The sequence below is a fragment of the Syntrophotaleaceae bacterium genome (genome assembly GCA_041390365.1).
GTDB lineage: Bacteria > Desulfobacterota > Desulfuromonadia > Desulfuromonadales > Syntrophotaleaceae > JAWKQB01.
Genome location: JAWKQB010000001.1, coordinates 104,730 through 130,422 on the forward strand (window position 1 = coordinate 104,730; position 25,693 = coordinate 130,422).

Annotated in this window: 22 protein-coding genes; 13 read left to right on the plus strand and 9 right to left on the minus strand. The window is 61.0% G+C overall.

The window, feature by feature from the left end; all coding sequences use genetic code 11:
* Positions 1–24: 24 nt before the first annotated feature.
* From R2940_00490 to R2940_00515, 6 genes are all read left to right on the plus strand, one after another.
* Complete coding sequence (locus tag R2940_00490; protein ID MEZ4598252.1) at positions 25–2,244, plus strand: lipopolysaccharide kinase InaA family protein; 2,220 nt, start codon at positions 25–27, stop codon at positions 2,242–2,244.
* A 141-nt stretch (positions 2,245–2,385) separates the two neighbouring features.
* Positions 2,386–2,790: a PA2779 family protein gene (locus tag R2940_00495; protein ID MEZ4598253.1), complete on the plus strand. Its 405-nt coding sequence runs from the start codon at positions 2,386–2,388 to the stop codon at positions 2,788–2,790.
* The gene (locus tag R2940_00500; protein ID MEZ4598254.1) at positions 2,787–3,332 is read left to right on the plus strand and encodes a cysteine peptidase family C39 domain-containing protein; all 546 of its coding nucleotides are present in this window, start codon (positions 2,787–2,789) and stop codon (positions 3,330–3,332) included. Before R2940_00495 ends, R2940_00500 begins: the two co-directional genes overlap by 4 nt.
* Positions 3,329–3,772, plus strand: a complete 444-nt coding sequence (locus R2940_00505) for a tetratricopeptide repeat protein (protein MEZ4598255.1) — start codon at positions 3,329–3,331, stop codon at positions 3,770–3,772. The genes R2940_00500 and R2940_00505 overlap by 4 nt, the downstream gene beginning before the upstream one ends.
* 95 nt (positions 3,773–3,867) lie before the next feature.
* Positions 3,868–4,482 carry an NUDIX hydrolase gene (locus tag R2940_00510; GenBank protein ID MEZ4598256.1) on the plus strand — a complete coding sequence of 205 codons (615 nt, stop codon included), beginning with the start codon at positions 3,868–3,870 and terminating at the stop codon, positions 4,480–4,482.
* A gap of 179 nt (positions 4,483–4,661) precedes the next feature.
* Complete coding sequence (locus tag R2940_00515; GenBank protein MEZ4598257.1) at positions 4,662–5,891, plus strand: FprA family A-type flavoprotein; 1,230 nt, start codon at positions 4,662–4,664, stop codon at positions 5,889–5,891.
* 48 nt (positions 5,892–5,939) lie between these two features.
* Here the strand turns inward: R2940_00515 and R2940_00520 are convergent, their stop codons facing one another.
* Positions 5,940–6,785 (minus strand): alpha/beta hydrolase, encoded by an 846-nt coding sequence (locus R2940_00520; GenBank protein MEZ4598258.1) that lies wholly within the window; start codon positions 6,783–6,785, stop codon positions 5,940–5,942.
* 56 nt (positions 6,786–6,841) lie between these two features.
* Between R2940_00520 and R2940_00525 the strand changes: the two genes are divergently transcribed.
* Complete coding sequence (locus R2940_00525) at positions 6,842–8,668, plus strand: ClcB-like voltage-gated chloride channel protein (GenBank protein ID MEZ4598259.1); 1,827 nt, start codon at positions 6,842–6,844, stop codon at positions 8,666–8,668.
* Between the two features lie 88 nt (positions 8,669–8,756).
* On the opposite strand, the gene R2940_00530 is transcribed toward R2940_00525, so the two are convergent.
* Together R2940_00530 and R2940_00535 are read right to left on the minus strand one after the other, a co-directional pair.
* On the minus strand, positions 8,757–9,947 hold the full coding sequence (locus R2940_00530) for a hypothetical protein (protein ID MEZ4598260.1): 1,191 nt from the start codon (positions 9,945–9,947) through the stop codon (positions 8,757–8,759).
* 51 nt (positions 9,948–9,998) lie between these two features.
* Positions 9,999–10,838: a MoxR family ATPase gene (locus R2940_00535; protein MEZ4598261.1), complete on the minus strand. Its 840-nt coding sequence runs from the start codon at positions 10,836–10,838 to the stop codon at positions 9,999–10,001.
* A gap of 218 nt (positions 10,839–11,056) precedes the next feature.
* Between R2940_00535 and R2940_00540 the strand changes: the two genes are divergently transcribed.
* From R2940_00540 to R2940_00555, 4 genes are all read left to right on the plus strand, one after another.
* Positions 11,057–12,586 carry an aldehyde dehydrogenase family protein gene (locus R2940_00540; GenBank protein ID MEZ4598262.1) on the plus strand — a complete coding sequence of 510 codons (1,530 nt, stop codon included), beginning with the start codon at positions 11,057–11,059 and terminating at the stop codon, positions 12,584–12,586.
* Positions 12,587–12,656: 70 nt separating this feature from the next.
* Positions 12,657–14,018, plus strand: coding sequence for an L-lysine 6-transaminase (gene lat, locus R2940_00545; GenBank protein ID MEZ4598263.1), 1,362 nt, complete (start codon positions 12,657–12,659; stop codon positions 14,016–14,018).
* A complete protein-coding gene (locus R2940_00550) occupies positions 14,018–15,598 on the plus strand; it encodes an FAD-binding oxidoreductase (protein MEZ4598264.1) in 1,581 nt (526 codons plus the stop codon). The genes lat and R2940_00550 overlap by 1 nt, the downstream gene beginning before the upstream one ends.
* Positions 15,599–15,655: 57 nt before the next feature.
* The gene (locus R2940_00555) at positions 15,656–17,011 is read left to right on the plus strand and encodes a hypothetical protein (GenBank protein ID MEZ4598265.1); all 1,356 of its coding nucleotides are present in this window, start codon (positions 15,656–15,658) and stop codon (positions 17,009–17,011) included.
* A gap of 121 nt (positions 17,012–17,132) precedes the next feature.
* On the opposite strand, the gene R2940_00560 is transcribed toward R2940_00555, so the two are convergent.
* Positions 17,133–19,274 (minus strand): thioredoxin domain-containing protein, encoded by a 2,142-nt coding sequence (locus R2940_00560; protein MEZ4598266.1) that lies wholly within the window; start codon positions 19,272–19,274, stop codon positions 17,133–17,135.
* Positions 19,275–19,664: 390 nt separating this feature from the next.
* On the opposite strand from R2940_00560, the gene R2940_00565 reads away from it, so the two are divergent.
* Together R2940_00565 and R2940_00570 are read left to right on the plus strand one after the other, a co-directional pair.
* Entirely contained in the window at positions 19,665–19,886 is a 222-nt protein-coding gene (locus R2940_00565) for a hypothetical protein (GenBank protein ID MEZ4598267.1), read from the plus strand.
* Between the two features lie 112 nt (positions 19,887–19,998).
* On the plus strand, positions 19,999–20,220 hold the full coding sequence (locus tag R2940_00570) for a hypothetical protein (protein MEZ4598268.1): 222 nt from the start codon (positions 19,999–20,001) through the stop codon (positions 20,218–20,220).
* Between the two features lie 54 nt (positions 20,221–20,274).
* Here R2940_00570 and hypE read toward each other — a convergent pair whose 3' ends face one another.
* Genes hypE through hypB form a run of 5 tightly spaced genes read right to left on the minus strand, consistent with a single transcriptional unit; the run spans position 20,275 to position 25,693 of the window.
* Entirely contained in the window at positions 20,275–21,288 is a 1,014-nt protein-coding gene (hypE, locus tag R2940_00575; protein ID MEZ4598269.1) for a hydrogenase expression/formation protein HypE, read from the minus strand.
* A 55-nt stretch (positions 21,289–21,343) separates the two neighbouring features.
* Positions 21,344–22,444, minus strand: a complete 1,101-nt coding sequence (gene hypD, locus R2940_00580) for a hydrogenase formation protein HypD (protein MEZ4598270.1) — start codon at positions 22,442–22,444, stop codon at positions 21,344–21,346.
* A complete protein-coding gene (locus R2940_00585) occupies positions 22,441–22,674 on the minus strand; it encodes a HypC/HybG/HupF family hydrogenase formation chaperone (GenBank protein MEZ4598271.1) in 234 nt (77 codons plus the stop codon). The genes hypD and R2940_00585 overlap by 4 nt, the downstream gene beginning before the upstream one ends.
* The gene (hypF, locus tag R2940_00590; protein ID MEZ4598272.1) at positions 22,665–24,941 is read right to left on the minus strand and encodes a carbamoyltransferase HypF; all 2,277 of its coding nucleotides are present in this window, start codon (positions 24,939–24,941) and stop codon (positions 22,665–22,667) included. The genes R2940_00585 and hypF overlap by 10 nt, the downstream gene beginning before the upstream one ends.
* Positions 24,938–25,693, minus strand: coding sequence for a hydrogenase nickel incorporation protein HypB (hypB, locus tag R2940_00595; protein ID MEZ4598273.1), 756 nt, complete (start codon positions 25,691–25,693; stop codon positions 24,938–24,940). The genes hypF and hypB overlap by 4 nt, the downstream gene beginning before the upstream one ends.

The window sequence follows — 25,693 nt, forward strand, 5'->3', positions numbered from 1 at the left end:
AGTTTGCATGAGGATTAAAGGGTTTTGAACAGTTGTTGTCAGTTACCCCTGCTTCTGGCTTTTGCCGTCGGGGATGTGATTTGTAACGTTTTCTCCCCCTCCGTCTGGACACGCTTGTGTGATAAGCCGGCTGCTCCCTTCGTTTCCGGAGATTTTTTCGGAATCAACATCGCGTCTTCTGAAGATGAACGGTGCGACGACTACGTCATGGAGCGCCTGCGGGAATTGAACATCAACCAGGTTCGTCTGGCCTTCAGCTATTGCAGCTTTGAAGGGCCGGCGGCCAGGTTTCTTGACAAGCTGATTGAAAACGGCTTTTCGGTTTCTCTGGTGGTGCTGCCATCCTCGGCCGAAGCAGGGAAAATGTTCTCCAATTCCGAGGCGCAGGAGCAGTGGCGCAAATTTGTCGCCGAGGTGCTTCGTCGCTACGCACGGAAGGTGGCGTTTTTCGAAATCGGCAGTACGCCCAACCGCAAAAAATGGTCCGGGTTCCGGCCCTGGAGCTATCTGCGGGCCTGGGAAATCGCCTGCGAGGAGGCCAGACCCTATTCCGTTGTCCTGGCCGGCCCCAATGTTCAGGACTTCGAGCCTTTTTACAACGCGGCTCTGCTTTTCGCCATGCGTCGTACGGCCCGCAGCCCCGAAATTCATACCAACAATCTCTTCGTTGAGAGGGTTGTCGAACCGGAGGCGTATGATCACCGTGTACTGGGGAGGTGGGCGACCGGACTGCTCAAGCTCAATCTGGTCAAAAAAGCCCGTTTTCTGCAGTTCCTCGGACATCGGGCAGGTTGCCGACAGACAATCTCGACCTGCAAGTTCTGGTCGACCAAGCGCCTCCAGAGATGGTCTTCACAACCGCAGGACAAGAAAGTGGATTATCTGGTGCGCTACCTGGTGCTGGCGGCGACCAGCGGGGCTCTTGCCAGGGTGTACTGGGGGCCGATGATCTGCTGGCGCGACGGGTTGATCGATGACCGGGCCGACGGTTATCCCGAAGTCGATCATGCGACATTTTACCACCGGGTGCGCGGCGACATCGAAAACCTTTCCGTCACGCCCGCTTTTTTCGCCCTGGGCTACGTGGCGCGCAGGCTGGGCGGGTCGAGGTGCGACCGGGCCTTCAGCAGTATTCGGGGGCTTAGCCATTTTGCCTTTGTCGGACCGGAAAAAGAGGTGTTCCATGTCTGCTGGTGTCGGGACGGCCAGGCGGTTGGTCTGAAAGACATTTACAGCGCAGACCAGATTGCCAGAGCTGTTTTCACCGACGCCTGTGGAAAAACGATTTCTGCTCCTCCCGCTGTGAACGAACGCCCCCTGTTCATCGATTTTCCCGAACTTGAGAAACAGATGTTTCCGGCGCGGCTGCCGGAAATGAGCCCCTCCGATTCCGGGATCATCTACCTGAGCCTGCCGAAGCTGCAGGGGATTCCCTGGCGCTGCGCCGCCTGGCGCGGCGCCTTTAACCTCAGGCCGGAATGCCCGAATCCCTCCTTTGGAGACGCGTTGAGCCCCGAAAAACTGCCGGACCACACCGAGCTTGTGGTGATGCGGGACCGGCGCAACCGGTTGTGGAATATCGCTCATCCCTCTGACAAGGAGCGGCAGTTGACCGTCAAGCTCAGCCGCCCCCGGGGTCTCAAGCGGCTGACGGACAGGTTCAAGCCCAGCAAGGGCCGACGCCACTGGAATGCCGCCTGCATCATGCTGCAGCGGGGCATCAACACGCCAACTCCCGTCGCATTCTTTGAGCGCCCTTCTCAGAGCAGCATCCGGGAAAGCTACTACATCTGTGACTATGTTCCGGACGCTTTTTCCTCCCGCCACGTCTGCCACGCCTTCAGTCAGGGGCAAAAAGAATACCGGGGGCTGGACAAGCAGCAGTGGTTCGATTTCCTGACCGGGTTCATCTGCAGAATGCACGATGCCGGAGTCCTGCACCGGGACCTTTCTGTCGGCAACCTCATGCTCAAGCAGGAAGAAGATGGCCGGATAACGCCCTTCCTGATCGATATCGGGCGGGCCAGGGTGCAGAAGACTCCGGTGGACAGCTACCGCAGAATCCTCGATCTGATCCGCATCTGCTACAAGCTGGACCGGAGGGACCGAGAGCTGTTCGTGGCTTCCTACGAAAAGTGCAGGGGAAAGGCGCTTCCCTCCCTCTGGCGGCTGGCGGTGCGCTATTACGACTTCAAACAGGGATCGAAAAAATCCCTGAAGAAGAGATTCAGGAAACAGGGCTGAGGACAAGTCAGTCCTCAAAATTTGCCTTTCATTCATCATGCAGTAGGGGTAATAAAATACAGAACGGCAGGCACAGACTTGTGTTGCCACATTTGCGAAAGCCGAATCAGGCCCACTTAAAGTGAAACAGGAGGATAACCCATGCGATCAAACAAACCCTGGATTCTGCACAACCGTATCTGCTGGACCGTGCTGCTGGCTTTCACCTTTCTGGCCATGCTGCCCGTCAACAGCTCCGCCTCCCTGGCGGAAAGCCGTCTCTCCAATGGGGAAACCATTTCCCTGCGTGCCGGGCAGATCGAAAAGATTCGGCAGGCCCTGGAGCAGGAGGTCGTGGCCCAGAGGCTTGCCGATTACGGTCTGACCCCGGAGGAGGTCTCCGCGAAGCTGCCGACTATGAGCGATGAACAGCTCCACCAGCTGGCAGGATTGTCCGATACGTTGGCCGAGGGGGGAATCCTGGGTCTGGTCATCGGGGTGCTGCTGGTCATCCTTCTGGTCGTGGTGATCCTCAAGGTTGCGGATAAGCAGATCATCATCCGATGAGACATCTTTTCCCCTGGCTGCTTCTGCTGATCCTCACCAGCGGGTGCGGACCTTTTCAAGCCCTGAATCGGCAGGGCGGCCGGACAGATTTCCACCAGATTGAAGTTCCCTTTTACCGGCAGGCGGGTCCCTACGATTGCGGACCCGCCGCTCTTGCCTCCCTGCTGGCCCATGGCGGGCGCCCTCTGCCGGCTGAAACCATCGCCCCCGAGGTGGTCACTCCGGCACTCAGGGGCAGTCTTCTCCCCGATCTGGAAAATTTCGCCCGGCGGCAGGGTTTTGCCACCCGCTCGGGTCGAGGGGATCTGGACCTCCTGAGGCAGACGATCCTGCAGGGCAGACCGCTGATCATCCCCCTGGAGATGGGCGTTAAGCCGGTTTCCTATCCTCACTACATCGTGGTCTTCGGCTTCGACGATGACGAGGGCTTTCTGGTGCATGCGGGGGAAAAAAAATCGGTCTTCATCTCCTCTGCAGAACTCGACCGACGGTGGGCGGCCATGAATCGTCTGTTTTTGTACCTGGAGAATTCCCAACCATGAATTTGCGGTTTCTGCTCTGTCTCCTCATTCTGTTTTCGACCGGGTGCAGCATGCCGCGCGTGATCGTGCTCAACGACCCTCTCGATTCACGCCAGCATAACGATCTGGGAGCGGCTTACGAAGCAAGGGGGGAATCCGATTTGGCCTTGCGGGAATACCGGCAGGCCGCCCGCCTCGACAAGACGTGGGATCTGCCGCTCATCAACCAGGGCAACGTACTGGCCGGACTGGAGGATTGGAAGGGCGCCGAGGACAGCTACCGGGACGCTCTGGACCGCAACCCCGAAAATGCGGAGGCGATGAACAACCTGGCCTGGGTCCTGCTCCAACAGGGGCGACGGGACGAGGCCCGGACCCTTGCCGAGCAGGCAATCGATGCTTGTCCCGACAATCCCGCGTTCCGGGATACTCTGAACCGGACAATTCAGGATCCTCCCTGACGCCCTTTCCCCCGGCGAATTCCCGGCCCAGTTGCTCCTTCCTTGCCGGATGGTAAGATTAAAAACCAGCCTGCCATTGCAGAAGGAGTCCGGACATGGCCGAAAACAATGATCCCAAACCCTGGAAACTGCTGCGTACGGAAAAGGGGCCGGAACTGCCTGTTTTCAAGGTGCGCTATGACTGGGTGGAAAACCCCCGCAATGCCGCCCCCCTCAAGGCGGTCGTCCTCGATTTTCCGGACTGGGTGAGCGTCGCCGCCATCACCACGGACAACCGCATCGTCGTGGTACGCCAGTTCCGGTTCGGGGTGTCCCACGTCACCACCGAACTGCCCGCCGGTCTGGTGCATTCAGGTGAATCCCATCAGCAGGCCGCCCGCCGGGAGTTGCGGGAAGAGACCGGTTTTACGTCCTCCGATTGGGTCTATCTTGGCTGGGTCGAGCCGAATCCCGCTTTTCAGAACAACCGGTTGCACCAGTGGCTGGCCCGGGATGCCCGCCTGACCCATCCTGCCGAGCTGGACGAAGGTGAGGACGTGCAGGTCGCCTGTCTGTCCCTGCAGGAGATCGATCAGGACATCAGGTCCGGCCGGATGCGGCATTCCCTCGCCCTGCTGTCCCTCTCCCGGGTCGTTCCTCTCTGGGACGGGTCCTCCCAGGAAAAGACATTTTTCCCGGTGCCGCTGATCCTGGACAGGGAAGACGCCTGATCTGTCGGCGGATACGCAATCGATCCGATGCCACGATGCGGGAATTTCCCCTATGCTCCCGGTGAATGGTCTTGCGGGCGAAAGGCGGGAAAGATATTATGACCGAAACATTCATCTTTCAGGTCTGGTTCTTTTAACGCATCCCGATGGGGATTACGAGAGCGAATAGGAGTCGATGTATGCATGCAAGTGAAGTGACTGATGGAATTTTCTGCCTTTCCGCCAATATCGGATCGAATATCCTTTTTGAAGGGATCTGGCCGCTTCCGGAGGGAGCCTCGATGAACAGCTATGTTGTCAAGGGGCGCGACGTGGCCCTGATCGACGGTGTTTCCGAGACGAGCGGCAATCCCGAAGCACTGTTTTCCCAACTCGACCGTCTCGGCGTAAAGATCGAGGAAATAAGCTACGTCGTGATCAATCATACCGAGCCGGACCATTCCGGCTGGCTCAAGGCGTTTTTGAAACTCAACCCTAAGGCCGAAGTCCTCATCACGGCCAAGGGGCTGGAACTGGCCAAGGCCTTTTTCGGGATGGATCTGCCCTGCCGGGTCATCAAATCGGGAGACAGTGTCGACCTGGGCAACGGAAAGCAGCTGGTCTTCGAGGAGATTCCCAACGTCCACTGGCCCGATACCATGGCCGCCTATGAACCTGCCACCGGCACTCTTTTCTGCTGCGACGCCTTCGGCTCCTTCGGCGCCGTGGAAGAGGGGGCCCTCTACGACGACCAGCTCGATGAGCAGCAGTTGCAAGCTTACGAAGAGGAGGCGCTGCGGTACTACGCCAATATCGTCGCCCGCTTTTCCTCCTCGGTGGTCCGGGCCATCGAAAAGGTCAGGAAGCTCGATGTGCGTATTGTCGCCCCCGGTCACGGCCCGGTCTGGCGCAAAGATCCCGAACGTATCATCCGCCTCTACGAGAAGCTTGCCGCCTATGCCCAGGGACCGGCCAAGGCCCAGGTGACCCTGCTCTGGAGCAGCATGTACGGCAACACGGCCAAGGTGGTCGAGCCCCTGGTACAGGGGCTGGTGGACGAGGGGGTCGCGGTGGTGGTTCACCAGGTGCCTCAGAGTCATGTCAGCAACGTCCTGGCCGCTACCTGGGAATCGACCGGAGTGGTGCTGGCGATGCCGACTTATGAATATAAAATGTTTCCACCCATGGCGACCGTGATCGATGAACTGGGCCGCAAGACGGTGAAAGGCAAGCTCGCCCTGCGGGTGGGCAGTTTCGGCTGGTCGGGTGGCGCCCAGAAGGAACTGGAAGAGATCACCGAACGGCAGAAGATGTCATGGACCTTTTTGGAGCCGGTGGAGTTTCAGGGCAACCCGTCCGAGGAAACTCTGCAGCTGATTCGGCAACGGGCCGGAGAGCTGGCCCGCCAGGTTAAGGAGAAAGCGCTGTAAGATAGTTCAGGGTCCAAGGTCCAAGGACTCGGGACGCGGGACGCGGGACTAGTCTTTGGACCCGGGACCCGGGACCAGGGATTTTATAAACTCCTGCCATTGCCGCCAGTAATCACTGTCGTCGATATAATAGGGATCGTTGTGGTCGGCGCCGGGGATGAGGTAGAGGGACTTGGGTGAAGGCGCTTTTTCCAACAGCTGGCGGGCCATTTCGGGGGGGACGATGGTATCGTCCTCCCCGTGGAACAGCAGCAGCGGAGAACGCAGGCCGCCGATCTTGGCCAGGTTGTCGTAGCGGGAGGAAATGGCCCACCATCCGAGCAGGGCATAGGTCATGGGCTGTAGATGCCATCCCATTTCGGCGACGGAGGTAAAGGCCGATTCCATCACCAGGCCGGCCGGGGGTTCCTCCAGGGCCAGATTCAGGGCCACCGCCGCTCCCAGGGAGCGGCCGAAATAGATCATTTGCTCCGTTTTCCATCCCTGTTTTTTCAGCCAGGCGAGAGCACCGCGCATATCCGCATAGGTGCCTTTCTCCGAAGGGCGGCCTTCACTTCGACCATAGCCGCGATAATCGAAAATGAACACCGGCAGACCCAGACGGTGAAAGCCGGCCAGGTTGTCGATGCGGTGGGACAGATTGCCGGCATTGCCGTGGGCAAAGAGCACCAGCGGTTTACCGCTATCGCCGGGCAGGTACCAGCCGTGCAGAGACACGCCGTCGGAGGCCGGGAACCGGACCTCTTCATAGGTCAGCCCGGCCGCGGCGGGGGTGGCATGCAGAGTTCGATCCGGGAAGAAGATAAAGCGTCTGTCCATGCCTTCAAACCCTTGAACGTTCGCGGCAAGCAGGGGCAGAGAGAGGATGATGAACATTGTCCGCAGGAGGGCCATGTTATCCTCCGAACCGGTATAAAAAGGACTATAACAGCACCGGGGGCGTCGGCAAAATGTTGAAACGGCAAGTCCAAAAATTCCTCGACTGGTTTCGGCGCTGGTGGGCCGCCCCCAGGATCTGGAAGTTCCTGTCCCTCAGAATCCGTCTGGCCTCCACCTATCAGACTCTGGACCGGTACCAGGTGCTGTTTTGGGCGGGGCTCGTCGGAATTGTCGGCGGGCTGTCCTCGGTGCTGTTTCGGGAGATGCTGGACCTTATGGCTCTGGCCATTACCGGCCGCGAGGGGGGGATCGTGGAGATGTATTCCCAACTGTCTCCCTGGCGGCGGCTGGTGACACCCATGCTGGGCGGCATCGCCGCGGGCGGCATCCTCTATTTCGGCGTCAAGGTAAAATCCCGCCAGGAGAGTTCCACCGACTTCATGGAAGCGGTGGTTCTCGGCAGCGGCAACCTCTCCTTCCGGTCCAGCATGGTCAAGATCGGTTCGGCCATGTTTTCAATTGCTTCGGGGGGATCCATCGGCCGGGAAGGGCCCATGGTGCAGCTGTCTTCGATGCTGGCCTCCCTGATCGGCCGGACCCGCCGCTGGACCGTGGCGCAGCGACGGCTGATTCTGGCCTGTGGCGCCTCCGCGGGCATCGCTTCCGCATACAATGCTCCTATCGGAGGAGCCCTTTTCGTGGCCGAAATTGTTGTCGGCTCCATCGCCATGGAAACCTTCGGTCCACTGGTTTTCGCCTCCGTCCTGGCCACCCAGGTGGTGCGATTTCTGGCCGGTGAAGAACCCCTTTACGGTATTCCGTATTTCCGGCTGGATTCCGGTTTCGAACTTTTTTACTACCTGGTGCTCGGACTGCTGGCCGGTCTCGCCGCGCCCTGGTTTCTGCGCGCATTGAGAGGCAGTGAAAAACTTTTTCGCCAGACACGGCTGCCGGTCTATCTGCGGCTTGGGCTGGGAGGGCTGGTGGTCGGTCTTCTCGCCCTCTGGTATCCGCAGGTCTGCGGCAACGGCTTCAGTGTGGTGACGGGCATCCTGCATGAAGAGTGGGTCTGGACGAGTCTGGCGGTTCTGCTGCTGCTGAAGGTGGCGGCCACCTGTGCCAGTTTCGGTTCCGGAGCGGTCGGGGGGGTATTTACTCCCACCCTGTTTGTGGGAGCCAGTATCGGGTACCTGTTTGGACACCTCTGTCAGATCCTCGGCCTCGACTTTGTTCCGGCTCCCGGGGCTTTCGCCTTGACCGGAATGGGGATGATGCTGGCGGCCACCACCCATGCGCCGCTGATGGCGATCATCATCATTTTCGAAATGACCCTCGACTACCAGCTGATCCTGCCCTTGATGCTCGGATGCGTCCTGGCCCATTTTACCGCCCAAAGTATTGAAAGCAGATCCATCTACAGCGCCTCACTCATCCGCAAGGGAGAAGCCTTGTCGAGACGGCAGCTGGCTCTGCTGCGTGTCGGAGGTCTGATGAAAGCGAATCCGGCCTCTGTAAAGCCGAATGCCCCCTTCAGGGAGATCGCCCGGTATTTCATCATGCAGACCTACCGCTTTCTCTATGTGGTTGATGAGGACGGGGTCTATATCGGTGCCGTCAGCCTTCAGGACATCAAGGAATATCTCGGCTCCACCTCCCTGGCCCATCTGGTCATCGCCAAGGACCTGCTGACCGCCGGCCCGCCGGTGGTTCGTTTTTCCGCTTCTCTCGAAGAGGCCCTGGAGAAATTCAGAGAATATCCCGGGGAACGGCTGCCGGTGGTGGCGGATGGCCCGAAGCCCCTGCTGCTGGGCAGCCTAACCAAGACCGATCTGCTGCTGGCCCTGGCTGAGCGCGCTCCGACCGAGAAGGAAGGGTTGGTCGAGGCGGGGCGGGGATAGGCCGGCCTTTTCGGGACCGGTACCCGTATCGGGGCCGGTTGCAAAAAAAATTTTTTTCGGTACCGACCCCGCCCCCGATCCCGAAAATTTATCGCTTGTTCAGATGCCGCACCGCCGCGTCCAGGCCATCCAGGGTCAGGGGAAACATCGGGATGATCCGGCGGAGGATGGAGATGGTTTCGCCATGGGGCCAGAGGGTGGGGGACATGGGGTTGAGCCAGACGGCATGGCGAAAGGTGCGGGCCAGCTGCTTCCACCGCTCGATGCTGGGCTCTTTCTGGCGGTACTCGATGGCGATGTTGCCGTTGACCTCCAGCAACTCCTCGGGCGCCATGCTGGCGTCGCCGACGATGACCAGGCGGGTCTCCGGATCCCGCCGCAGCAGGGATTCGATCGGTTCCGGACTGGTGGCGCGGGCGGCATCGTGCCAGACCCGGCCGGTCACCGTGTTGTGGAAATAGAAGATGTTGAGTTCCTTGAACTGGGCCCGGGCATGGTGGAAAAGGGACTGAACCGTGGCCACATAGGGATCCATCGACCAGCCGCCGTTGTCGATGAGCAGCATCACCTTAAGCCGGTCGGTCAGCCGTCGGTCGAAGAGGATTTCGATCTCTCCAGCGTTGCGCATGGTCTGGTAGATGGTGCGGTCGATGTTGATCGCATCCCGGGGTCCGGTCGGCAGCAGGTGGCGCAGCCGCTTGAGAGCCTCCCCCGTCTGACCGCGAGTGAGGGGGGCGGAACGGGCGTAGTCCCGGTAGCGTCGTTCAAGAGCCACCTTGGTGGCTGACCGGTTGCGGGAAGCGCCGCCGACCCGCATGCCGCCGGGACGGTGTCCCGAATGGCCCACCGGCGATCGGCCTTTGGTACCGATCCAGCGGGAACCGCCGTGATGGGCTTCGTCCTGGTCCTTGAGCCGGTCAAGGAAATACTGCAGCAGTTCGTCGGCACTCATCTTCCGCAGCTGATCGGCGCTCAGACCGAGGGTCTGCGCCAGGTCCTCCCGGTCCCGCAGCCATTCGTCCAGCAGCGAGCGGGCGGCCGCCTCGACTTTGGCCCCCTCCAGATCCTCGAATTCCATGTCGGCAAAGGTTTCGGCGAAGACCCGGTCGTAGGTGTCGAAATCCCGCTCGCTTTTGATCAGCACCGCCCGGGCGACCGTATAGAGATCGCTCAGGGAGGTAATCAGCCCGAGCCCCAGAGCCTTCTGCAGCCGCAAAAAGGCCGTGGGCGTGACGGCCACCCCCTGGTCCCGCAAGGCAAGGAAAAAGGATATGAACATACGGACCTCCTTGAGCCCGGCTGACGCGTAAGACGTTGAGAACGATCCGGATTAACGGTTCAGAATCTGATTGATTCTTTCCAGATCCTCGCTCTTTTTGAACAGCACGCCCAGATAGGGCATCTGATTCTTTTTCAGATCCTCCGGTTGGAAATCCTCATCCTGTTCGAGCGCCCGAATCCAGTTGAGCAGCTCGCGGGTGGCAGGTTTCTTCTCGATGGCGTCCAGCCGGCGCAGCCGGTAGAAGGCGTCGATGCAGGCCAGGGCCAGGTCATCGCTCAGATTGGGGTAGTGGACGCTGATGATCCGGCGCATCATTTCCCGGTCGGGAAAAGCGATGTGGTGAAAGTTGCAGCGTCCCAGAAAAGGATCCGACAGGTCCTTCTTGGCGTTGGAGGTGATGATCACCACCGGCCGGTGACGAGCGGTGACGGTCCGGTCGATCTCCAGAATATCGAACTGCATCTGATCGAGGATATCCAGCATGTCGTCCTGGAAGTCGGTATCCGCCTTGTCGATCTCGTCTATCAGCAGCACCACCCTCTGCTCGGCAGCGAAGGCCTGGCCGATCTTGCCCATGCGGATATAGTGCTCGATGTTGCTGACGTCCCGGCTCGAATCGCCGAAGCGGCTGTCGTTGAGGCGGGTCAGCGTATCGTACTGGTAGAGGGCCTCCACCAGCCGCATGCTCGATTTGACATTGAGCACCAGCAGCGGCATGTCGAGACTTTCGGCGATGGCGTGGGCCAGCATGGTCTTGCCGGTGCCCGGTTCTCCCTTGAGCAGCAGCGGCATCTCCAGGGCTATGGACACATTGACGATCTTGGCGAGTTCATCGTCCAGCACATAGCGGCTGGCCCCCGTGAACCGGCGCGGGTTCGAATCGGTCATGATGAGTTCAACTCCTTATTATGGTGGCAATCCGGTTTGCGTCTATCATAACCCAGCCGGCCTCGAATGGTAAAAAGGATTTACACCCCTGCAAGACCAAAACCCCGGTTGGCTGACCCGCCGGTGACGATACCTGTTTTTCCGATCCTGCCCTAATCACTCCTGATTGCTCAATTCCGCTCTGTTGGTAAACTTGAAGTAATTAAAATGGAGGGTCTATGGATTTTCTTGGAGATCTGGGGATTGAACCGGTCAATCCGGGAGCGTCGACCGGACGAAACTGGGATTCGGCCGGAGGATTGATGGAGGTCTTTTCGCCTGCGGACGGCAAGTCGATCGCCTCCGTCCGGCGGGCTGCCCTCGAGGATTACGAGCGGGTCATTAAAACGGCCGGGGAAGCCTTCGTCTTCTGGCGGGAATTGCCGGCACCGAAACGGGGGGAGATCGTGCGGCAGATCAGCCTCGAGCTCCGGACCCGGAAGAGAGCGCTCGGACGGCTGGTGTCCTACGAGATGGGCAAGTCACTGCAGGAAGGGCTGGGGGAAGTCCAGGAGATGATCGATATCTGCGATTTCGCCGTGGGCCAGTCGCGGATGCTCTACGGTTTGAGCATGCATTCCGAGAGGGTCAGGCACCGGATGTACGAACAGTATCATCCGCTGGGCATTGTCGGCATCGTCACTTCCTTCAATTTTCCTGTCGCGGTCTGGTCATGGAATGCGATGATCGCCGCTGTTTGCGGGGACGTCTGCGTGTGGAAACCGTCCTCTAAGGTGCCCTTGTCCGCCATTGCCGTGCAGAAGATCGTGGCCGGGGTCCTGCGGGCCAACCAACTGCCCGAGGGGATCTTCTCCCTGCTGGTCGGGTCCGGTAGCGACATCGGCGAACGGATGCTGGAAGATCCCCGCCTGCCCCTGATCTCCTTTACCGGTTCCGTTCCCTCCGGACGGCGGGCGGCGGAAACCGTGGCCCGGAGGCTGGGACGCACCATTCTGGAATTGAGCGGCAACAATGCGGTGATCCTGACCGAGCATGCGGATCTGAAACTCGCTCTCCCCGCGGTGGTTTTCGGGGCCGTCGGCACCGCCGGCCAGCGATGTACCACCCTGCGCCGCCTGATCGTGCACGAATCCATTCTGCCCCAGGTGCGACAGGCTCTGGTCAAGGCCTATGGCGGTCTGCGCATCGGCGATCCTCTGGACGAGGCACACCATGTCGGCCCCCTTATCGACCAGAGTGCCGTCAAGGCTTTTCGCGATGCCCTGGAGGAAGTTCAGCAGCAGGGGGGCAGGCTTGTCTTCGGCGGCGAAACCCTCGAGGGACCGGGCTACGAATCGGGATGCTACGTGGTGCCCGCCATTTTCGAGGCGGAAAATCACTTTCCGGTGGTGCGTCAGGAGACCTTTGCCCCCATTCTCTATCTGATCTCTTATTCCGGTGATGTTGCCGCAGCCATCGCCAAGCAGAACGATGTGGCACAGGGCCTCTCCTCGGCCATCTTTACCAGCGACCTGCGGCAGGCTGAAACTTTTTTGGCGGCTGGGGGATCGGATTGCGGCATCGCCAACGTCAACATCGGCACCTCGGGCGCCGAAATCGGCGGCGCCTTCGGTGGCGAAAAAGAAACCGGCGGAGGCCGGGAATCGGGCTCTGACGCCTGGAAGGCCTACATGCGACGGCAGACAGTGACGATCAATTACGGCACCGAACTGCCCCTGGCCCAGGGGATACAGTTCGGTATCGATTAAAAATAGGATCTATGGGACTTATATGCCCCATAGGTCCTATTAAAATGACTGTCCGATCAGGAGGAAAACCATGATCCAACCGCAAGAGGTCAAAAAAGCCCTGTCCAGTCACATGCTGGTTGAAGGTTTCGACGTCATTCTCGATGTCGACCGTTCGCAGGGTTGCTGGTTCGTGGACCAGCGTACCGGCGATCGATACCTCGATTTTTTCTCCATGTACGCCTCCATGGCGGTCGGCTACAACCACCCTCGGCTGGACGCCGCCCGGGACGAACTGGGGCGGCTGGCGGTGAACAAGCCCTCCAACTCGGATGTCTACACCACGGCCATGGCGGAGTTCGTGGAGACTTTCGCCCGGGTGGCCATGCCGGCCGAATTTCCCTATGTCTTTTTTATCGAGGGGGGCGCGCTGGGGGTGGAAAACGCCCTCAAGACCGCCTTCGACTGGAAGGTGCGGAAAAATCATGCCGCCGGGATCGAGCAGGATGCGGGCAGCCAGGTCATCCATTTCCGCCAGGCCTTCCACGGCCGCACCGGCTACACCCTGTCCCTGACCAATACCGCCGATGCGCGCAAAACCAAATTCTTCCCCAAATTTCCCTGGCCGCGGATCGTCAACCCGAAAGTCACCTTTCCTCTGAACGAGGAAAATCTGGCCGTGGTGAAGACCCTCGAGGAGGAAGCGGTCTGGGACATCCGTCAGGTGATCGGGCAGCAAAGCGAGGAGATCGCCGCCCTGATCATCGAACCGATTCAGGGGGAAGGGGGAGACAACCATTTCCGACCCGAGTTTCTGCGGACTCTGCGCCGCATCTGCGACGAACACGACATCATGCTGATTTTCGACGAGGTGCAGACCGGTGTGGGACTGACCGGCAAATTCTGGGCCTTCGAGCACTTCGGGGTGACCCCGGACCTGCTCGCCTTCGGCAAAAAAACCCAGGTCTGCGGCATGCTCGCCTCCCGCCGCGTGGAGGATGTCTGCTGCCATGTCTTCAAAGAGCGCAGCCGTCTCAATTCGACCTTCGGCGGCAACCTGATCGATATGGTTCGCTGCAATCATATCCTGCGCATCATCGAGGAGGAGAAGCTGGTGGAGAATGCCGCCAGGCAGGGAGAACTGCTCCTTGAGGGCCTGCAGCGGCTGGCCGAAGACTTTCCGGAGACCATCTCCAATCCCCGCGGGCGGGGCCTGATGTGCGCCTTCGACGCGCCCGAGGGTCATACCCGGGATCAGCTGGTCAAGGCCTTTTTCGCCGAAAAGCTGATTCTGGTCGGCTGCGGTTCGCGCAGCGTCCGCTTCCGGCCGCACCTCATCGTCAGCGAGGAGGAGATCCGGCAGGGGCTCGATCGCATCCGCCATGTGCTGCGTCAGAATACCTTTCGCAGCCTCGATATCCATCGCGATTCCTGCATCGGGAGCGGGGTGTGATGCCAGGGGCGAAGGAGCGGTTGGCGGACAAGCTGCGAGGGACGATCCGGGGAGAGGTGGTGAGCGATCCCGGCGCCCTGCGCCGTTATGCCAGGGACCAGAGCCTTTACGAGGTGGTTCCCCGGGTCGCGGCTCTGCCTGAGGACAGGGAGGATGTCCAAAGGCTGATCGAATTTGCCTCCCGTGAGGGAATTCCCCTCACCCCCCGGGGAGGGGGGTCGGGCACCGCAGGCGCCGCCCTGGGATCGGGAATCGTCGTGGCTCTGCCCCGCAGCGAAGCCTGGAGCGGCATCGGAGAGCTGACCATCGAAGGGGGTCGGGCCGGCATCCGGGTCGGCGCGGCGGTCTCTCACAACGCCTTGCAGCAGCAGCTCAAAGGCCAGGGATACTTTCTGCCCGCGGATGTTTCCAGCGCCGATATCAGCTGCATCGGAGGCAATATCGCGACCAAGGCAAGCGGTCCCCATGCCCTGCGCTACGGTTCGATCGACCGCTTTGTGACATCCCTGGAATTCGTGACCGCCCAGGGGGAGGTGGTGAACACGGCCGACGCCAGGACCATTCCCGAGCGTTTCCGGACATCGATCGCCGAACTGGAGAGCCGTCTTGCCGCGGATGCACCCGCCCGGGAAAGGCTGGCCGCCCGCCGTCTGAAAACGGCCAGCGGCTACAACCTGTTTGCCTTCCTCGATCCTCTGTCGCCCGGCCGGCGCCTTGCCCGGCTGCTGTGCGGCAGTGTGGGCACTCTCGGTCTCGTCACCGGCGCCACCCTTCAGGTGGAGCTTTTCGAACAGGACCGGGCCGCTGTCCTGCTCTATTTCGATGATCTGACTGAAGCGGGCCGGGCGGTCCTGGCCCTGCGGGACCTCGATGTTTCCGCTATCGAGCTGATCAGCCGCGAGACAGTGCAGGTGCTGAAAGAGAAAACCGATGTCCCGGCCGGGCTGGCCGTCGACGCCCATCTGCTCCTGGTGGAATTGGCCGGATCGGGTTTTCAGGAAGGGATCCGCAACATCAAGACCCTTCTGCAAACCGGCGGTTTTCGTCTGGCTCGACCCCCTGCCGTGGCCAGAAACGAGGCCGAGATCGAGCGGCTCTGGGCCCTGCGCAAGCAGATCCTGTGGCTGATCCGCCATCCCCAACCCCATCTCCGGGCGCTCTCGGTGGTCAATGATGTGGGCGTGCCGCCCGAAAAACTCGCCTCCTTCGTGCAGGGGGTGCAGCAGGTGTTCGCCGACCGGAAAATGATCGCCCTCATCTACGGCCATGCGGGAAACGGCAATCTTCATCTTCGACCGCTGTTCGACCTGACCCTTCCCGATCTGCCAGGCCGCATCCGGGAACTGGCCGAAGCTGTGTATGAACTGGTTTTGAAGCACCATGGCACGGTCACCGCCGAACACGGCATGGGTCCGCTGCGGGCTCCTTTTTTGAGGCGGGAATGGGGAGGGCCCCTGTACGATTATATGCGGGAGGTCAAACGGATATTCGATCCGGACGATCTCCTCAATCCCGGGGCCATGTTCAATCAGCGCCCCATCACCGACAACATCCGACAGGACCTTCTGGCAGGGCCATAGGTCCCTTGAGTCCTGCCTTTCTTCTGGTCCTTTTGGTTCTTCTGGAGGATCTGGCCGATGACCGAAAGCCAAGGCTTTTTCTGGGAAAGACACCCCGAGGCGGAACAGCTCATGCTCGATCTGCTCGAGCGTTTCTGCAGCAAAAGCAGGACGCTCGCCAGCTTTCAGGAGCGGTTGGTCCGGCAGGCCAGCGGCCGGCTGCTCGACTGGGTCGACCATCTGTTGATCGAGGACTCACCCTACCTGCAGAAGAAATTGACCGATCTCGGTTTCGTCGAGGAACCGGAGAGCCAGCAGGCGGTCTGGTGCCATCCGGGAACCCAGCTGCCGCCGATCGTGCTGACCGAGCTCGATTCGCCGGCCAGAACGGGTGCGGCCCTGAGGGTGGACAGCCTGGCCGATTTCCTTCAGGCCAACGGTTTCGCCTGCGACATCGAAGGGGAGCCCTTCAGCCCCTACCGCCGGGCCTGGCTTGGCGAGGAGCAGGGCATCGTTCTGCTGGCGGTGGAGCGGCGCGGCAGCGCCGACCTGTTGCCGTCCGGGCCCACCCTGAAGGAGCTGCGAAGTTATCTGTCGGCAGTGGAATTGTGGCAGACCCGGCCCCGCTTCGGCGATGACGAGGATCGGCTCTGGAAGGAGGCCTTCCGCCGGGTGGACCGGATGCTGTCGCTGGTCGGCACCGACCTGGCCGCCTGGGTCGTCTGCGAGGTGGAGCGCCGCTACTGGCTCGCCCGAAACCGGGCAGGGCGGCTGCAGCAGGCAAGGCAGGCCACCCTGGGGCTTGGCTGGGGCAATCACGATCACCACACCTTCCGCAGTTCCCGCCGCCATTTCAGCCGGCTGGTGAACCTGTTCTCCCTGTTGGGGTTCGAAAACCGGGAGCGGTTCTATGCCGGCGAGGAGGCCGGCTGGGGCGCCCAGGTCATGGAAAACAGCCGGGCCGGCCTGGCTCTGTTTCTCGACGTGGACCTGGCCCCGGAAGAGGTGGCCGCCGATTTTTCCCAGGAAGAACTGCCGGAAAGGGGTGAACTGGGCACGGTCGGACTCTGGTGCGCCCTGCACGGCGATTCGATCTTCGGCGCCGGCATGCACCATCTGGCCGCCCTGTTCGATTTCGACCGCCTGATCGAGGACCTGGCGGAAGAGGGAATCGATTACATGCCCCCCTTCAGCGATTTCCCCTATCTCCGCCAGGCCTTCAGCGTGGCGGAACGCTGGCCGGTCGCTCCCGCCCGCTTATCCCGATTGGCGGGGGAGGGTCTTATCAGCAGTGAGCAGGCCGACAAGTTCCTGACAGAGGGGGCGGTCGGCAGCCATCTGGAAAACATCCAGCGGCGGGAGGGGTACAAAGGGTTCAACAAAAAGAACGTCAGCGCGATTATCCGGCAGACGGATCCGAGGAGGGAGGGGTGAGGAGTGAGGGGCAGGCGTGAGGAGTGAGGGGTGAAGGGTAAAGGCAGGATCCAGAGCCGACCCCGATCCCGATTTCGATTTCGATTTCGTTTTCGTTTTCGTTTTCGTTTTCGTTTTCGATTCAGGGCGGGACCGCCAGCTTGTCGAGAATCCTCCCCAATTCCACGGGATCGGTGACCGGCGCCCGGCAGCTCTGCTTTTCGCAGATCCATGCCGCCGGCTTCCCTTCCACCAGACCCTTCCCCTCGGCCAGTGCGGCAGCAGGTCCCGAAGTCGTGCCCTCTGCAGCCAGCAGTACCACGGTTCCGGGCAGGAACCGTCTGCGGATTTCCCGCAGCAGATCCCGGGGTAAATTCTGTCCGTCCCAGGTCACCACGATTTCGCTCTTCGGTCCCAGGGCATAATCGAGAGAGATCAGGAACTGGGCGAAGCCCGAGGGATACTGACGGATTTGGGAAATCTGCCACGCCAGGACCTGTTCGCCCCGTTGCTCCATCTCCCCGTCGCCGGTCATCCGCCCAAGACGAAGCAGGTTGTAGGCGGCGACGGAGGTGCCGGAGGGAACGGCGACATCCTGGAGGGACCGGCCCCGGGTCAGCACCGCCTCGGCATCCTTCCCTGTGTCGAAAAAACTGCCCTGCCCATCGCTGAAAAGCTGCTCCATCCGGTTGGTCAGATCGATGGCGGACTGGAGATGGCCCTCATCGAAACCGGCCATATACAGCTCGATCAGGCCCCAGACCAGGAAGGCGTAATCCTCCAGAAAGCCGGGAATGGCCACATCGCCCAAACGGTAGCGCCGCAGCAGCCTGCCCTCGGCATCGACCAGGTTCTTCAACAGGAATTCGGCGGCGCGGGTGGCCGACCGGATCAGTTCCTCTTCCGCCATGACGCTTCCCGCTCTGGCAAAAGCGGCAATGGCAAGACCGTTCCAGCTGGTCAGGACCTTGTCGTCCCGGTGAGGACGGATCCGCTGCTTGCGGGCCTCGAACAGCTGTTGTCGGCCCTGGGCCAGGGCGGCGGCAAGTTGATCGGCGGAGACCCCGGCCTGGGTCGCCAGTCCCGCAAGATCCTCTTCAAGGTGCGGAATGTTGCGCCCTTCGAAATTCCCTTTTTGAGTAATGTCGAAGGAGCGGCAGAAAACGGTGGCCAGTTCCTCCCCCAGGACCTCTTTGACCTGCTCGGGAGTCCAGAGGTAAAAAGTGCCTTCATGCCCTTCCGAATCGGCATCCTCCCCGCAGTAGAAACCGCCGTCAGGATCGGTCAGGTCCCGCCGGACATAATCGGCGATCTCCAGGGCCGACTGGCGATAGAAACCGTCGCCGCTGACCTGGAAGGCTTCCACGTAGGCCAGCATGGCCAGGGCCTGATCGTAGAGCATTTTTTCGAAATGGGGAACCAGCCAGTGCTTGTCGACGGAATAGCGGTGGAGACCGTAGCCGAGTTGGTCGAAAATGCCGCCGAGCCGCATCTGCTGCAGGGTCTGCAGGGCCATGATGCGGGCATTCTCCTTGTGGATGCGGCGTTCCAGCCGCAGCAGCAGGGACAGGTTGTGTGGGGCAGGAAATTTCGGGGCGCCGCCGAACCCGGCATTTTGCCGATCGAAAGTCTGCAGATACTGCTCGAAAGCTGTGAGCAGGACGTCGTCGGAAAGAACATCCGACTCCGGGCGTGACTGTTCCACCTGCTGCAGGGCCTGGCTGACCTTCTCCCCGGTATCGAGCAGGCTGGCCCGATTGGAGTTCCAGAGTTCGGCGACCTTCTGCAGCAGTTCGATCAGGCCGATCATCCCCTGCCGACCGGTTTTGGGGATGTAGGTCGCGGCAAAAAACGGTTTCTGATCCGGTGTCAGGATCAGGGTGGTGGGCCATCCTCCCCGGCCGGTCATCATCTGGCAGGTCAGCATGTAGATGTTGTCGAGATCGGGCCGCTCCTCCCGGTCCACCTTGATCGCAATGTAATGACGGTTGAGAACCTCGGCCACCTGGTCATCCTCGAAGGATTCGTGGGCCATGACATGGCACCAGTGGCAGGTGGAATAGCCGATAGACAGAAAGACCGGTTTATCTTCCTGCCGGGCCCGTTCGAAGGCGGCATTGCTCCAGGAGTACCATTCGATGGGGTTTTCGGCGTGTTGGAGCAGATAGGGGCTTTTGGAAAAGATCAGCCGGTTGTACTTCTCCCCGCCGTTTTCCGGCAGGGAGGAGATGTCCACCCGGCTGAGACGGGCAACATTATCCTCTCTCTGCTGCACCTGCGACATAGGGCCTCCACAGCTGTAGATGGTCGATCCCGGCTTTCGCCGGGAGTCGTTTTTGAAAATCTCTACCGGTCAGTATATCAAAACGCGATCAGATCAATCTTCCCACCGATTGAATCTTGAATAATTCGAAATCGAAATTGGGGTCGGTATCGGGGTCGGGGTCGGCCTTGGTTTAGAATTTTGTCTTTCCCCCACACCCCTCACCCCTCACGCCATTTTTGATAAAATATCCATATCGGCTACTGAGAGGGATACGGACATCGGGACCGGGCCGATTTGACTTCGGCCCCCTATCCATGTTTACACTGTGCCCGCCACCCTGCCTTTCCCCTCGAGGGAAAAACCCGGGGCCAACCCCGGCCGCAAGGCCGACGAGAAACGGGAAGGATCATGATCGTTCCAGTCGTTGTTTATCAGGAAGAGGGCAAGGACAACAAATTCAGCATCTGTCACGATTCAGAGGAGGACAACTATTTTCTCATGGTCGGGCAGGAAGTCTATCATGAATTCAATTACCCCTTTCGCGGGGAATATGAGGAAGTGAAAGCCAAACTGAAGGAATTGATTGCCTCGGAACATCTGGTCATCGTTCCACCGAGATCCAATGAGTAAGGGTCAGGCCCTTGAAAAAGGGCCTGATTCAAAATACGGCTGGTGAAAGAGAGCAAGAGGAGGAGTTGAGGACTTCGAATGGCCGAAGTCCTGTTTTTTAACAAGGAGAATCATGAGTTTTACGTTGAAAAAGGCTATCATCGAGCAGGGAGAAAAGGAGATTGTTCTGGATTGTCCTCATTGCAGAACCCTTCTCCGTGTCACCCCGATCCGTTTCAGGATCGGGTTCACCTACCGCTGCGATCTTTGCGGGGGCGAGGTCTGCCTTGACCGCGAAAGAGTTTCGCAACTGGTTCATCAAATGAACGCAAAGCTGGCCGGCATGAAAAAATAGGACGGGAGGGGGGAAAATCCCTCTGCCGGTCGGGCAAAAACATCTTGAGCCGGATCAGCAGATTCGCGGCAGTTGTTCGCCGGCGAGCATCTCAACCGACCGGCGGCCGCCGACTTGGGTGTCCATTTCGACCCGGCCATGGCCCGCGGCGGAAATCTCGCCGATGATTGCCGCGTCCCGGCCCAGGGGATGGCGGCGCATCCGCTCCAGAGTTCGCTCAGCCGCATCCGCATCGGCCACCACCAGGACTTTCCCCTCGTTTGCCACATACAAAGGGTCGAGGCCGAGCAGGGCACAGACGCCCCGCACCGGTCCCTTGAGGGGCAGGGCCGCCTCGTCGACGGTGATGGTCACCTGCGACTGCAGGGCGATCTCCTTGAGGGTGGTGGCCACCCCGCCTCGAGTCGGATCGCGCAGGACATGAATCGAGTCCCCTTCTGCATTCAGCAGTTCCGAGACCAGGCCGTTCAGAGCGGCGCAATCACTGAGGATTTCAGTCTCCAGTGCCAGCCCTTCCCGTTTGGCCATGACCGCGATACCGTGGTCGCCGATGGTGCCGTTGATGAGGATTTTGTCTCCTGGCCGGGCCAGGGCGCCGCCGAGATTCAGTGAAGAGGGGATCCGGCCGATACCGGAGGTGTTGATGAAAATGCGGTCCGCCTTGCCGCGGGGCACCACCTTGGTGTCGCCAGTCAGGATGGAGACTCCGGCCTTGTCGGCGGCGCGGCGCATGGAGACGAGGATGGTTTGGAGGTCCGTGCGGCTGAAGCCCTCCTCGAGAATCAGGCTGACGCTGATCCCCAAGGGCTGGGCCCCCACCATGGCGAGGTCGTTTACGGTCCCGTTGATGGCGAGATCGCCGATGTTGCCGCCGGGAAAAAAGATCGGGTCGACCACGTAGGAGTCGGTGGTGAAGGCGAGACGTCCTCCTTCGTGCTCCAGCAGGGCGGCGTCGTTCTGACCGGCCAGAGGGGTGCCGGAGAGGGTCGGGATGATCAGTTGATCAAGCAGCTGGTGGGAGAGCTTTCCGCCGCTGCCATGTCCGAGAAGGATAAGGTCTTTGTCCACAGTCTTTCCTGTCTTAAGGCATTCGCCTGAATAAAGGGGGCCCGCCCAAAATCTCTCAGGCCAGGCTCTGCCCGTACTTGTAGGCGGCTGCGCAACTCCCTTCGGAGGACACCATGCAGGCCCCTACCGGCTCCTCCGGGGTGCATGCTTTGCCGAAAAGAGGGCAGTCGGCCGGCATGACTTTGCCTTTCAGCACTTCGCCGCACAGGCAGCCTGCGGCCTCCCGCGGCTCCTCGACCTCGACCGGCAGCGCCCGTTCGGCATCGAAAGATGCATATTTTTCAGCGATGGCCAGACCGCTGAGGGGAATCGCGCCGATGCCGCGCCAGTTCGAGTCGACGGGGATGAAGACCTCGTCGAGCAGTTCCCGGGCTTTGGGATTGCCCTCAGGGGTGACGAAGCGGCGGTATTGGATTTCGACCGCGCGACGACCTTCCACCCGCTGTTGGACCAGCATCGCGACGCCCTGCATGATATCGGCGGGTTCAAAGCCGGTCACTACGCAGGGCAGACCATGCTCCTCTGCCAGAAAGAGGTAGGCATCCCCACCGATCACCGTACTGACGTGAGCCGGACAGAGATAGCCGTCGATGGCCAGTTCGGGGTCTGCCGACAATACCTGCATCGCCATTGGTATGGTCTTGTGCGCCGCCAGCACGAAATAGTTTTTCAGCCCTTGCCGGTCCGCGCTCAAAATGCTGGCGGCTACGGTCGGGGCCGTGGTTTCGAATCCGACCCCGAGGAAAACGACCTGTTTGTCAGGGTACCTTTGTGCCAGGGCCACCGCATCCATGGAGGATTGAACGATGCGCACATCGGCGCCCCTGGCCCTTTCCTGAATCAGACTGGAGGATGAGCCGGGCACCCGGAGCATGTCGCCGAAGCTGGCGACGATGAGTTGCGGCTGCCTTGCATAGGCCACAGCCTGATCTACAAAGCCGATCGGAGTCACGCAGACCGGGCAGCCGGGGCCGGAAATGAGCCTTATGCCGGACGGCAGCAGGCTGCGCAGACCGTGCTGGTAGATGGCCATGGTATGGGTGCCGCAGACCTCCATGAAGGTCAGAGGCCCGCCAAGGCTCGCGCACCAGTCCCTGATGCGTCCGGCCAGACCCTGCACAAGCTCGCGTCTGCGGAACTCCTCGCTGAAACTCATGGCTCCTCCCGGCTCACGGCAAGGCACTCTCGCATCAGGGCAAGGGTCTCAAGAGCCTCCTGCTCGTCGAGCTTGCTGATGGCGAAACCGGCGTGGATCAGGAGGTAATCTCCTTCCGTCACCTCCTCGCCGAGCATCATCAGACTGGCCGAACGTTTGACCCCGTCGATTTCCGCCACGACGGTATCACCGTCTCGGCTGATCACCTGCATGGGTACTGCTAGACACATAGCTCACTCCGTCCCGCGATAACGGCCTGCCCCAGGGCCAGCCCGCCGTCGTTGGGCGGTACCAGGCGCTGGGTGTAGACCCGAAATTTTCTGTCTTCAAGAATGTGGCACAGCTCCTCGGTGAGCAGCCGGTTCTGGAACACGCCGCCGGAGAGAACCACCCGCTCCAGGCCTGTCTCCGCTCGGACTTTTTCGCAGAGGTCTCCTGCAGCGGCCGCCAGGCTGTGGTGAAAGCGCCGGGCCAACTGGTTCTGCGGTGCGCCCTGCCGCTGTTCCTCCAGCAGCTTGCGCATCAGCTCGGCGAAGTCGAGCACCCAGTATCCCGCCTCCTCGACGATGGCGAAAGGCCAGGGTTCACCGGTCGGCGCAGCGGTTTCGGCCAGGGCCTCCAGCTCTATGGCCGCCTGACCCTCGTAGGCCACCTGCTGGCGCAGGTCGAGCAGGCTGGCCACGGCGTCGAACAGCCTCCCGCAACTGGATGTGAGCGGGGCGTTGATCCCTTTCTCCAGCATCTGCAGGAACAGCGATTCTTCTCCCGGCGAAAGTTGCCTGGTGCAGGGCAGGTTCAGATCGTACAGATGGCTGCCGAACAGACGATAAAGCCAGGACAGGGCCATGCGCCAGGGTTGGCGCACCGCCGCGTCTCCTCCGGGCAAGGGCAGGGGGCGCAGGTAGCCGCTGCGCTCGAAAGACCGGTAGCCGCCGACCAGAAATTCCCCTCCCCAGATGGTGCCGTCGCTGCCAAAGCCGGTGCCGTCGAAGATCACGCCGATGACTTCGCCCTCCAGGCGGTGTTCGGCCATGCAGGAAGCGAGATGGGCGTGATGGTGCTGCACGGCCAGCTTCGGCAGCTCGCCCAAGACCTCGGCGTAGCCGGTTGAGAGGTAGTCGGGGTGCAGATCATGAACCACCACCTGGGGGTCGATCTTCAGAATCCGCTGCAGGTGTTTTGCCGTCTCCTCCAGGGACGCCAGGGTTTCCGTGTTCCGCAGGTCGCCGAGGTGCTGGCTGACAAAAGCCTGGTCGCCGCGGGTCAGGCAGATGGTGCCCTTGAGCTCGGCGCCCACCGCCAGCACGCTTTTCTGGGCAGCGGGGAGGGTCACCGGCCGCGGTGCGTAGCCCCTTGCGCGGCGCAGGAACACGGGCTGGCCGCGAAACACCCGGATCACCGAGTCGTCGCTGCGGACGTGGATCGCCCGGTTATGGCTCAGAAAAGCGTCGGCAATCTCCGCCAACCGGGCCAGGGCCTCCTGGTCCCGATAACAGATCGGCTCGTCGCTGAGATTGCCGCTGGTCATGACCAGGGCACCGAACCGACCGCGCAGCAGCAGGTGGTGGAGCGGCGTGCAGGGCAGCATCACCCCGAAGTAGCCGTTGCCCGGGGCCACCAGCGGGGCGATGACGTTGAGGGGCCGTTTGGGCAGCAGCACGATGGGCCGCTCGGGTCCCTGCAGCAGCCGGGCGGCCGTGGCGTCGCATTCGGCAATCGCCTCGGCAGCTTCCAGGTCAGACACCATGAGGGCAAAAGGTTTCTGGTCGCGTCTTTTGCGCCGCCGGAGTTCCGCCACAGCCTCCTGGTTGACGGCGTCCACGGCGAGTTGGTAGCCGCCCAGACCCTTTACCGCCAGAATGCGACCTTGCCGCAGCAGATCGACAGCGGTTTCCAAAGGATCGCCGGCGATGTCCTGCCCCCGATTGTCCTGCAGTCGCAATTGCGGGCCGCATTCGGGGCAGGCGATCGGTTGTGCATGAAAGCGGCGGTGCAGCGGGTCCCGATATTCGTCAAGACAGGCTTGGCACAGGTCGAAATCGGCCATGGTGGTCAGGGGCCGATCGTAAGGGACGCCCCGCACAATGGAGTAACGGGGTCCGCAGTTGGTGCAGTTGATGAAGGGGTAGCGGAAGCGTCGGTCTGCAGGGTCGAACATTTCGGTCAGACAATCCTTGCAGACGTCCCCGTCCGGAGCAATCTGGACCTCGTCACCGCTGCCGCCGCTGGCATGAATGACAAAATCCTCTTCGTCGACCGGCTCGATCTCCTCGCTTTGGATGGCGTTGATCACAGCAAGAGGGGGGGCCTGGTCGCGCAGTTCGAAGACGAACTGTTCGAGCCTCTGCGCTGGCCCCTGAACCTCCAGTACCACTCCGCCCGGAGTGTTCATGACCCATCCGCGCAAGGCAAGGGACACCGCCAGGCGGTATACAAAGGGGCGAAAGCCGACCCCCTGGACGATGCCCTGAACCCGCACACGCAGCCGACTGTTCACGAGACCCTGCGCTGCTCCTTGCACCGTGAAATGCCCTCCCGAAGCCAGGCATACCACGCCTCCATGCCCTGGCCTGATTTGGCGGAGACTTCGAAGATGCGGATCTCCGGATTGACCTTTCGGGCGAAGGCCTTGCACTGCTCCACGTCGAAATCGAGATGAGGCAGCAGGTCGACCTTGTTGAGCAGCATCAGATCCGCGTTGTGAAACATGGCCGGGTACTTGAGAGGCTTGTCTTCGCCCTCGGTGACGCTCAGGACCACCACCTTGTGGTGTTCGCCGAGGTCGAAAGTCGCCGGGCAGACAAGATTGCCGACGTTTTCGATCAGCACGCTGTCGAGCGCCTCCAGTTGGAAAATCTCAACGGCGTGAGCGACCATGTGGGCATCGAGGTGACAGCCGGCACCGGTGTTGACCTGTTTGACCGGCACTCCCGTTGCCGCGATGCGCCGAGCGTCGTTGTCAGTCTGCTGGTCCCCTTCGATGACCGCGAAGGCACAGAAACCTTGAAGGTCCCGCAGGGTCTTTTCCAGCAGGGTGGTTTTTCCCGATCCGGGGGAACTGACCAGGTTGAGGACGAACAGCCCCTGCTCGGCGAAGCGAGCCCGGTTCCCGGCGGCCAGCCGGTCATTTTTTGCCAGAATGTCCGTTTCGACGGAAACAACCCGGGCCTGCCGGTCTTCGACCGGATGCTCGTGATGATGATGGTGATGATGCTGCGATTCGGAACCGCAGCCGCAGCCGGTACACAT

Bases quoted from the DNA above. Each gene is read 5' to 3' on its own strand.
- R2940_00535 (MEZ4598261.1), bottom strand. From the start codon at position 10,838: ATGACCGATTCGAACCCGCGCCGGTTCACGGGGGCCAGCCGCTATGTG.
- lat (MEZ4598263.1), top strand. From the start codon at position 12,657: ATGATCCAACCGCAAGAGGTCAAAAAAGCCCTGTCCAGTCACATGCTG.
- R2940_00510 (MEZ4598256.1), top strand. From the start codon at position 3,868: ATGGCCGAAAACAATGATCCCAAACCCTGGAAACTGCTGCGTACGGAA.
- R2940_00560 (MEZ4598266.1), bottom strand. From the start codon at position 19,274: ATGTCGCAGGTGCAGCAGAGAGAGGATAATGTTGCCCGTCTCAGCCGG.
- R2940_00570 (MEZ4598268.1), top strand. From the start codon at position 19,999: ATGAGTTTTACGTTGAAAAAGGCTATCATCGAGCAGGGAGAAAAGGAG.
- hypD (MEZ4598270.1), bottom strand. From the start codon at position 22,444: ATGAGTTTCAGCGAGGAGTTCCGCAGACGCGAGCTTGTGCAGGGTCTG.
- R2940_00530 (MEZ4598260.1), bottom strand. From the start codon at position 9,947: ATGTTCATATCCTTTTTCCTTGCCTTGCGGGACCAGGGGGTGGCCGTC.
- R2940_00550 (MEZ4598264.1), top strand. From the start codon at position 14,018: ATGCCAGGGGCGAAGGAGCGGTTGGCGGACAAGCTGCGAGGGACGATC.
- R2940_00540 (MEZ4598262.1), top strand. From the start codon at position 11,057: ATGGATTTTCTTGGAGATCTGGGGATTGAACCGGTCAATCCGGGAGCG.
- R2940_00495 (MEZ4598253.1), top strand. From the start codon at position 2,386: ATGCGATCAAACAAACCCTGGATTCTGCACAACCGTATCTGCTGGACC.
- R2940_00585 (MEZ4598271.1), bottom strand. From the start codon at position 22,674: ATGTGTCTAGCAGTACCCATGCAGGTGATCAGCCGAGACGGTGATACC.
- R2940_00555 (MEZ4598265.1), top strand. From the start codon at position 15,656: ATGACCGAAAGCCAAGGCTTTTTCTGGGAAAGACACCCCGAGGCGGAA.
- R2940_00515 (MEZ4598257.1), top strand. From the start codon at position 4,662: ATGCATGCAAGTGAAGTGACTGATGGAATTTTCTGCCTTTCCGCCAAT.
- R2940_00505 (MEZ4598255.1), top strand. From the start codon at position 3,329: ATGAATTTGCGGTTTCTGCTCTGTCTCCTCATTCTGTTTTCGACCGGG.
- R2940_00525 (MEZ4598259.1), top strand. From the start codon at position 6,842: ATGTTGAAACGGCAAGTCCAAAAATTCCTCGACTGGTTTCGGCGCTGG.
- R2940_00565 (MEZ4598267.1), top strand. From the start codon at position 19,665: ATGATCGTTCCAGTCGTTGTTTATCAGGAAGAGGGCAAGGACAACAAA.
- R2940_00520 (MEZ4598258.1), bottom strand. From the start codon at position 6,785: ATGGCCCTCCTGCGGACAATGTTCATCATCCTCTCTCTGCCCCTGCTT.
- hypB (MEZ4598273.1), bottom strand. From the start codon at position 25,693: ATGTGTACCGGCTGCGGCTGCGGTTCCGAATCGCAGCATCATCACCAT.
- R2940_00500 (MEZ4598254.1), top strand. From the start codon at position 2,787: ATGAGACATCTTTTCCCCTGGCTGCTTCTGCTGATCCTCACCAGCGGG.